The sequence below is a fragment of the Microbacterium sp. SL62 genome (genome assembly GCF_026672635.1).
Taxonomy (GTDB): Bacteria; Actinomycetota; Actinomycetes; order Actinomycetales; family Microbacteriaceae; genus Microbacterium; species Microbacterium testaceum_A.
On sequence record NZ_JAPPRM010000002.1, the window covers coordinates 165528 to 173290 of the forward strand.

A 7763-nucleotide genomic window follows, 5' to 3' on the forward strand; every position below is an offset into this window, starting at 1 on the left:
CCGTCCAGGCATGCCCCGCTGTGGACGGGACTCGCAACCACGACGAGAGGGGAACGTAGATGAGTGATCGGGAATCGACCGTCACCTATCGAGACCGTCGACGCGCTGAGGTCAAGCGCTCCGGTCGAATCCGTGGCGTGAAGAGCCTCATGGCTGGCGCCATCGTCGCCGGCCTGGTCGTCTCCGGCGCGACGCCGGCCATGGCCGATATCGGCGGCGGTGGGGTCGGCGGCGGCAGCGGCAACAGCGGCGCCGCGAACTACTACTCGCTGTTCACCGGTGACAATCGCGATGAGTCGGGGAACCCCCGGCTCTGGGGCCAGGCATCCACCGATTCCTTCGCCGACGCCATGGAACAGAGCATGCAGTGGGCCAGCGCGATGCGCGGCCGCGAGGGCATCAACACCGCCTGCAACGCTGCAATGAGCCAGGCGATCTCGCGCAGCAACGGGGCATCGAACCGCGCACGCGTGGTGCAGGTGGGCGTCTCCGTCGACCAGCAGAACGGCAACTGGTTCATGGGGTGGGGTGGCACGCAGACCGGTATGCGCAACTGGTACCAGGAGCGCACCAACGCCAACTACTGGCAGCCGATGCTCCCCGGCTTCTCCGGGCCGATCTTCGAGGGCATCTTCAACGCGTTCATGGCGTCCATCGGCGACACCCCCCGTGTCGTCTGTGTCGCCCTCAACGACACCGAGGTAGTCAACTACGACCTCTCGATCTCCACCGACGCGGTCGGGGCGTTCCCGTCCGCCGGGACGAACGGGGCGGTCAGTGACCGGATCAACGCCAGCCGCAACGGCTCCAACATCGGCGAGAACGTCACCGCCTCGGTGACTCTGAACTGGGGTGGCGTCGAAGGCAACGGCCGCGGCGTCACGAAGGACATGTCGATCGCGAACGAGGGGACCACCGCGTCGCCCGAGTTCGGCCCGGGAGACTTCGGCTGGTCCTCGTGGCCGTCGGGACGCTTCTGGTTCGACGTGAATGTTCCGCAGCAGGGCAAGATGAAGAACGCCGTCTCGCACGCCGGCGTCAACGACTCCCGCGAGAACTGGGCTGCAGCGGCCACGGCACCCCGCAAGGTTCTCACCAGTGGGTCTCCCTCGGACCAGCTCGCCAACGATGAGGTGCTCGTCTCGGGCCAGTTCTACAACGCCCAGGTCACCGCTCGCACCAACGGCTACTCGAGCTCGATGAGCATCAGCGACGTCGTCACAACCGACCAGGTCTTCATCGGCTCCTCCACCGCCGATGACACGAGCAAGCTGCAGCTGCTCGATCCGAACGGCTCGCCCGCTTCCGGCGCCACCTTCGCGATCGACCGCTCGGGCTCTCAGGTGAAGATCACGGGCACGGTGACGAACATCCCGAACGTCCACCAGGCACGCGAATACACCCTCGTCGTCCCGACCTACCTGCGGCCCACGAAGACGGACTATTCCATCACCGACTTCTCGCAGGTCTGCTACACCGCGGCGCAGTCGAACTGCATCGCGGGCAACACTGCGACTGTTCGCAAGGTCACCGCGGCTCCCGACAAGGTGTGGGTCCTCGACCCCGAGGGCGGGCTGACGACGGCGGACCCGACCAAGACGAACCAGTCCGGCGCCGACAACAAGGTCTTCCTCATGGGCGACGAGGTCTCGGCCGTCGTCAACGGACGCATTCCCGCCAAGCTCGGTGAGCCGATGTCGAACTACCAGCTCGTCGACGACTGGACGCTGGCGGGCGCGTACGTCGATTTCACCGACGCCACTCGCGTCGCGGTCTACGCCGAGACGACGCCGGGATCGGGCACCTACGTCAGCGTCACGAACCAATTCGATGTGGAGGTCAAGGACACCGTCACCACCGCCACCGCGAAGCCTGAGTTCCTGGCGACCACGAAGGGCCTGGGCGCCGATCGCAAGACCAAGCTCATTGTCTCCGGCTCCTTCCGCGCGGACTTCGACACGAACGGCCAGGTGGTGCAGCTACGCAACGCCGGCCGCGAGGTCTGGAACAACGAGACGATCGCCTCCAACGAGCCGCCCGTCTACACCTGGACGCCGAACCCGAACAAGCAGGTGCTGGGTTCCAGCGAGGAGTCGGGCGACATGGCGCACGACAACATCGGCGGCACGAGCGTGTGGCCCGGCCAGAAGCTCGAGTACTCCGTCGGCGTGGACCTGCGCGTTCCCACCGGGACCGCACGCGGCATCAAGTCGCTCGCGATCGAGGACGTCTACGACCCGTTCTTCACGCCCGACAAGGCGTCGGTGGAGTTCTGGGACTCGCGCGACGCCTCGAACCCGCGACCGATCCCGCGCAGCGCGTACAAGCTCACCTTCGACGAGGACGCGCACAGCTTCACCGCAGCGTTCACCGCCGAGTGGCTGTCCAAGAACGTCGCCGAGTCCGGTGCGAACAGCCAGTGGCTCACGCAGGGATGGCTAACGATGCGACTGACGGGCACCGTCCGCAAGGACATCCCCGAGGGCTCCACCGTGCACAACCAGGCCTTCCAGGTCATCAACGGCGCCCGGACGGCATCCGACGTTCCCGTCGTTCAGGTGCCTACGATCACCCCCGACAAGGAGAGCCTGTCCACGGACCAGGTCGACATCGACGGCAAGACCGTCGTCACCGGGGACATCATCCTCTACCGGCTCACGCTCGATGCCCGTCCCGCGCGCAGCGCTCTGGCCTACAACGTGCACAAGCTCGGGCTGGTCGACCGCTACGACGCCGAGCACCTGGCGGTGTCCGCCAGCGGCATCCGCGTGCTGGACAAGACCACGGGAGAGGACGTCACGGCGAGATTCAACGTGCAGGTGACGGGCGGTGTCGCCTACGTGTTCGCCAAGCAGGTGGACACCGAGGCGGTCTACGGCGGCACGATCGCCGGCGACCCGCAGCCGGCGGACCTGGGCGCATACGACCAGGCCACGATCCGCCCCCTCGAGGACCCGACGATCGATCAGACGCTGCTGGGCAAGGAGTACTTCGTCACCATCCCCGCGACGGTCACCAAGGCCACCGAGGGCCACGTGATCGAGAACCAGGCCACGCAGAACGTCCAGAACACCTACAAGTCGACGCGCGTCGTCTCGAACCCGCTCAAGGACATCGACCCCACCAAGGACGTCGTCATCGGAGCGGACACACAGGACGCCTCGATCGAGGGCACTGAGGTGCGGATGAACACCCTGTTCAACTACCGCCTGAACAGCTCCGAGATCCCCGCGAACCGCGCGTACGCCGCATCGCAGTGGTCGATCAGCGACACCTTCGACCGAGTGCACGATCAGTACACCGGCGTGTGGGCCGTCTACGCGAACAGCGACGTCTTCGACGGCGCCGAGGCGCTTTTCCGCAAGGGCGACCTGCTGCAGAGCTCGGCGGGGCGCGAGAGCGCGCCGCGGGATGGCCTGTTCGATGTGACCTTCGACGAGGAGGCTTACACGCTCACCGTGACGGCCACGAAGAAGTACCTCGATCTGGTCGGCGGCCGCGGCGACCTGGTGAACGGGTTCAGGGTCTACGCGAAGATGGAGCGCATCGCTCCGGGTGAGAAGATCGCCAACACCGCGACCGAGACCTACAACACCATCGCTCGCGACACGAACGAGGTCACGACCTTCACGATCGAGTACCCCTCGATCGCGGTCGAGAAGTTCACGCTCAGCGAGGGCCCGGAGGACGGCAAGCGGCCGACCGCCGACACCGCGCAAGTGCTGACCGACGAGCAGCTGGCGGAAGCGACCCCCACCGAAGACTCGGCAGCGGGTATCACCGGTGTCGAGGTGCAGAAGGGCGTCGAGGTCGGCATCCGCGTCACGAACACCGGCGACGTCCCGCTCAAGGACGTCACGCTGGTCGACGTGACCCAGCAGGGCATGTACGGGCAGCTCGAAGGCCTCGTCTGCGCGGCCCCCGCCGATCCCGCCGCCCCTGATCGCATCCTGGGCGACACTGTGATCGCACCGGATGAGAACGGAAACGTCTGGGTCCACCCCTCCTCTGTCACCGAACTCGCTGTGGGCCAGGTCGTCGACTGCCGTGGCACTCTTCGCGGCATGGAGCGCGGCATGACCCACGCTGACACCGTCCTGGTGTCAGGGAAGTCGATCTTCACGGACACCGCGGTGAAGGCGAACGATGCCTGGTTCGCACGGGCGTTGTCGACGCCGGCGATCGAGGTCGTCGAGTACACCTTCCACGAGGGGCGCGAGAGCGGTGACCGCAACGCGGCTGCCGAGGCGCTCGAGCTCACCCCCTCACAGGGCACGAGCGGCGTCCTGGTCGCCTTCGACGTCACGAACACGGGCGATGAGTCCCTCTCGGGCGTTGAGTTCGCCGCGGCGACGCAGGAAGGCTTCAGCGGGTCGGTCAAGGACATTGTGTGGCTCGATCCCCTCGAGCCTCTGGTGATGTCTCGACCTCTCGTCCCGGCCGCCGGCGCCCCGGTCGCGATCGCGGCGGGTGTCGCCGAGGCTGCCCCTGCGGTGGCAGAGGCGCCGGCCGAGGAGGCCGCCGGGTCCGCACCCGCCGAGGTGGCGGAGGCGCCCACACCAAAGCCGGAATCGAAGATCGTCGAGGTGGATGGGGTGAAGTACGCGGAGCGCCCGCTCAGCGAGCTGTCGCACCTCGCCGCAGGAGAGCGCGTGCTACTGGTCGGCACGCTGCTCGAGATCCAGGAAGGCACTTCGCACGTGAGCGAAGGCTTCGTCACCGCGGCGGGCAGCTACTCCGGCATCGAGGTCTCCGACGACGACCCGTGGAACGCGAAGCTCACCGCTCCGGCGCCGGAAGCGCGCGGCGCGGTGACCGGCGACGGCATCCTCGCCAGCGACAGCCGTGCGAGCCTGTTCGGCAGCGCAGCACTGCTGGTGATTGCAGCGGCCCTGGTCGCCGAGATCATGCGACGTCGCCAGCGCTCTCGGATGACGCTGTAGACGACGTCGACCGGAAAGACGAAACCCCCGCTAGCCGAGAGGCAGCGGGGGTTTCGTCGTGTGAGGTGTCAGCGCGTGACTCGGTACTCGAACCGTTTAGCAGCTCTGGCGACGTACATATTCGCGCCCGCGTCGTCGAGACGAGTCTGCACGCTCGGGTACCCCGGGAAGGAGTCCTCAGCGCGGGTGAACAGGGTGACCATCGGCTCAGATGTAATCGAGGAGAGGTGGTACAACCCGTCGATCTGCGATCCCAGCTGCTGGTGAATTTCGTGCGCCCAGTTCCGCGTGTGCTTCTTTGCCCCCATCATCAGCGTTGCGGAGGCCCCGTTTTGCACAGGCCACGTAGTCGTCAGATCGAGCAACTGCAGCTCTCGCGTGGGCAACCAGCTGACGAGGGTAGCTCCGTTCAGGCGACGGTTGATGTTCGCCTTCTGGTAGAACACCTCTGCGAAAGCGGTATCCGATTTCAGTGCGCTGTACATCACCGAGTGGTCTGGGTGAAAGCCCATCGGCGACGGGTGGGGGTCGAACCGCATACGGCCCACTGGCCCATGGTGACGCATCTCGTCCCAACGCTGGGGGTATCGACCCTTCGTGTTGTAGATACGCCAGAGGAGCCCGTGAAATGACCGAATGTGTGACGAGTTGAGCGTGAGCGGGGCCGGCGGATATTCCGGGACCTTCGCCCGCGCCGGCGTCACGTCATGTCCGCTTCGGCGAGGATGTCCACGACAGCGTTGGGGTCTTTTGCTGCCGCCAACCACTCGACAGGCGTGAGCGATACATCCGACTCTGCGCTTGCCTCGAGGTCCTCCTGCGGGGTCGTCATGAAACCCTCGACGTCAGCGGGGCCCCACCCCGGAGGGATGGCTGCAATGACTGCCGCGAGGTTCGGCAAGACACGAGCCGCGTTCCCGTCTGCGACGAACTGCCACTTCGGGTACAGACGCTTCGTCCCTGCGGCGAAGCTATAGAACCGACTGACGCCCTTTCGGGGGCGCAAACTCGACGGGTCGCGGTCCAGAAGAGAGGCCGCCTCTGCCGATGTGTACGTGTTGAGCAGAGACTGCATGTACGAGGTGCGCTCGAGCTTCGCGAGTCCTCCGTCAGTGATGAATTGGGCCACTTCATCGAACTCCTCCTGCGTGAAATCACCCGACTCGATCAGAAGCTGGGCTTCGTGCTCAGTCAGCCCGATCTCGTTCGATTCGCGATTTTGCATGGCCTCCGCGACCTCTTCGACTATGGCGTTGAAGAGGTCGGCGTCCACGTTCGTCGTCTTCGCGGTGCTCGCGAGCAATCTCACGCCCGCTTCCACGTCGAGCTTCGTGGGTTTAGTCAGCGCCACCTCGCTCTTAAGCAGGCGGGGCAGCACCGGGCCGACGCGAAGCGCGGCGGATCCAAGACTCAGGTAGCGGCCGTCAGCTTCCAGATCCGACTTCTTGGTGGCCACGAAGGACTCCTTTCGTACCTCGACGGTTAGCGCGTACACGCATAATCCTACTGTGGGAAATGCGTGTACGTCCCTGTGGATTCGATGATTCGGGTCGTAAAGCCCGGGTCATCGGTCGCCGTGTCAGGCGAAGCGGTCATGGACGACGTCTGCCGGATCAACCACGGCGCCGGGGCGTACGCCGTGCCCACCTACAGCTCCTCCTACGGTTGGCGCTGCTACCGCTGAGATCGAGGCGACCTCCCCACGGACCAGGTCCGCGAGGGCCTGACCGTATGCCCGCAGCTTCTGGTCGGCGTCGGCCTGCTCCTGCAGGTTGTGCCGCCCGGGAACACCGTCGGCGTCGTCCATCGCGATGACCGCGGCGACGAAGTCGAGGCGCGCCTGCGCGGCCGCGCGCTGTAGCTGAGGATGCCGCTGGCTCATCACGCTGAGGCGGTACGTGGCGTTCACGCGGCCGAGTTCGGTGGGATCTGCGGATTCTCCGGATGCTGCCATGCGGATCACTGCTCCTATCTGGGGTCGTCGACCGGATACCCGGGCCGGCTGCGCAGGCCGACCGGGCGAGTGCGGGGGAGACCGACGGAAAGAGCCAACCCCGCCTGTAAGCGCGCGGCTTCGGGCGGGGTTGGGTCGCTCGGTGGGTGTGGTGATCAGCCGTTGAGGCTCTTGTAGACCTTCTCGCAGTCGGGGCACACGGGGAACTTCTCGGGGTCGCGGCCCGGCGTCCACTTCTTGCCGCAGAGCGCGCGCACGGGATTGCCGGTCATCGCGCTCTCGAGGATCTTGTTCTTCTCGACGTAGTGGCTGAAGCGCTCGTGGTCGCCGTCTTCGACGAAGTGCTGCTGGTCGAGAGAGGTCGTCTCGTCGAGGGTCGTCGTCGGGTCTTCGGTGAGGGTGGGTGCCATGGCGGTCGCTCCTGCGAGGTTGTGTTCGTTGTCTCGGTGGTGTCCCGCGCCGGCCGTTGCCGGCGGTGCCAGCGCTGCAGCCTGATTCGCTACGGTGAGGTCATGGATAGCCTTCTCGCCGCGGTTCTCACAGGTACCGCGATCGGTGCCGTGGTGACGGGTCTCTTCAGCCTCGCAAAGCCGTGGATCGACTTCTGGGTTGCGCGGGCGACCCGTCGATGGACGGAGAAGGAAGCCAGGAAGATCGTCGTAGAGGAGGTCGTTGAACGCCTCCGGAAGCTCCGCGTCGAGAACTACCGAGCGTCCCGGGACAGCAAGGTCCTGTCCTACGAGATGATCCTCGAGGCATCCGATTCTGCTCTGCTGATCCACGACCAGCAGTTTGCGAGGTACCTTTCCGACGACATCGCCAACGTCGACGGGTTCTACTGGTTGCATCGCTATCTGGCAGATAAC

At 65.8% G+C, this 7763-nt stretch carries 6 protein-coding genes; 2 read left to right on the forward strand and 4 right to left on the reverse strand.

What is annotated here, in order from left to right; genetic code table 11:
- The first annotated feature begins 59 nt into the window (after nt 1-59).
- Nucleotides 60-4943: an LPXTG cell wall anchor domain-containing protein gene (locus OVA26_RS16825; RefSeq protein WP_268105155.1), complete on the forward strand. Its 4884-nt coding sequence runs from the start codon at nt 60-62 to the stop codon at nt 4941-4943.
- A gap of 68 nt (nt 4944-5011) precedes the next feature.
- Here the strand turns inward: OVA26_RS16825 and OVA26_RS16830 are convergent, their stop codons facing one another.
- The 4 genes from OVA26_RS16830 to OVA26_RS16845 all read right to left on the reverse strand — a co-directional run bounded on the left by OVA26_RS16830 (nt 5012) and on the right by OVA26_RS16845 (nt 7307).
- Entirely contained in the window at nt 5012-5710 is a 699-nt protein-coding gene (locus OVA26_RS16830; protein ID WP_326493381.1) for an RES domain-containing protein, read from the reverse strand.
- Nucleotides 5644-6399 (reverse strand): hypothetical protein, encoded by a 756-nt coding sequence (locus tag OVA26_RS16835; protein WP_268105157.1) that lies wholly within the window; start codon nt 6397-6399, stop codon nt 5644-5646. The genes OVA26_RS16830 and OVA26_RS16835 overlap by 67 nt, the downstream gene beginning before the upstream one ends.
- Before the next feature lie 123 nt (nt 6400-6522).
- Nucleotides 6523-6906 carry a hypothetical protein gene (locus tag OVA26_RS16840; protein WP_268105158.1) on the reverse strand — a complete coding sequence of 128 codons (384 nt, stop codon included), beginning with the start codon at nt 6904-6906 and terminating at the stop codon, nt 6523-6525.
- Between the two features lie 146 nt (nt 6907-7052).
- Nucleotides 7053-7307, reverse strand: a complete 255-nt coding sequence (locus OVA26_RS16845; protein ID WP_268105159.1) for a DUF3039 domain-containing protein — start codon at nt 7305-7307, stop codon at nt 7053-7055.
- A gap of 102 nt (nt 7308-7409) precedes the next feature.
- Here OVA26_RS16845 and OVA26_RS16850 point away from each other — a divergent pair.
- On the forward strand, nt 7410-7763 hold a 354-nt coding region (locus OVA26_RS16850; RefSeq protein WP_268105160.1), incomplete at its 3' end, for a hypothetical protein.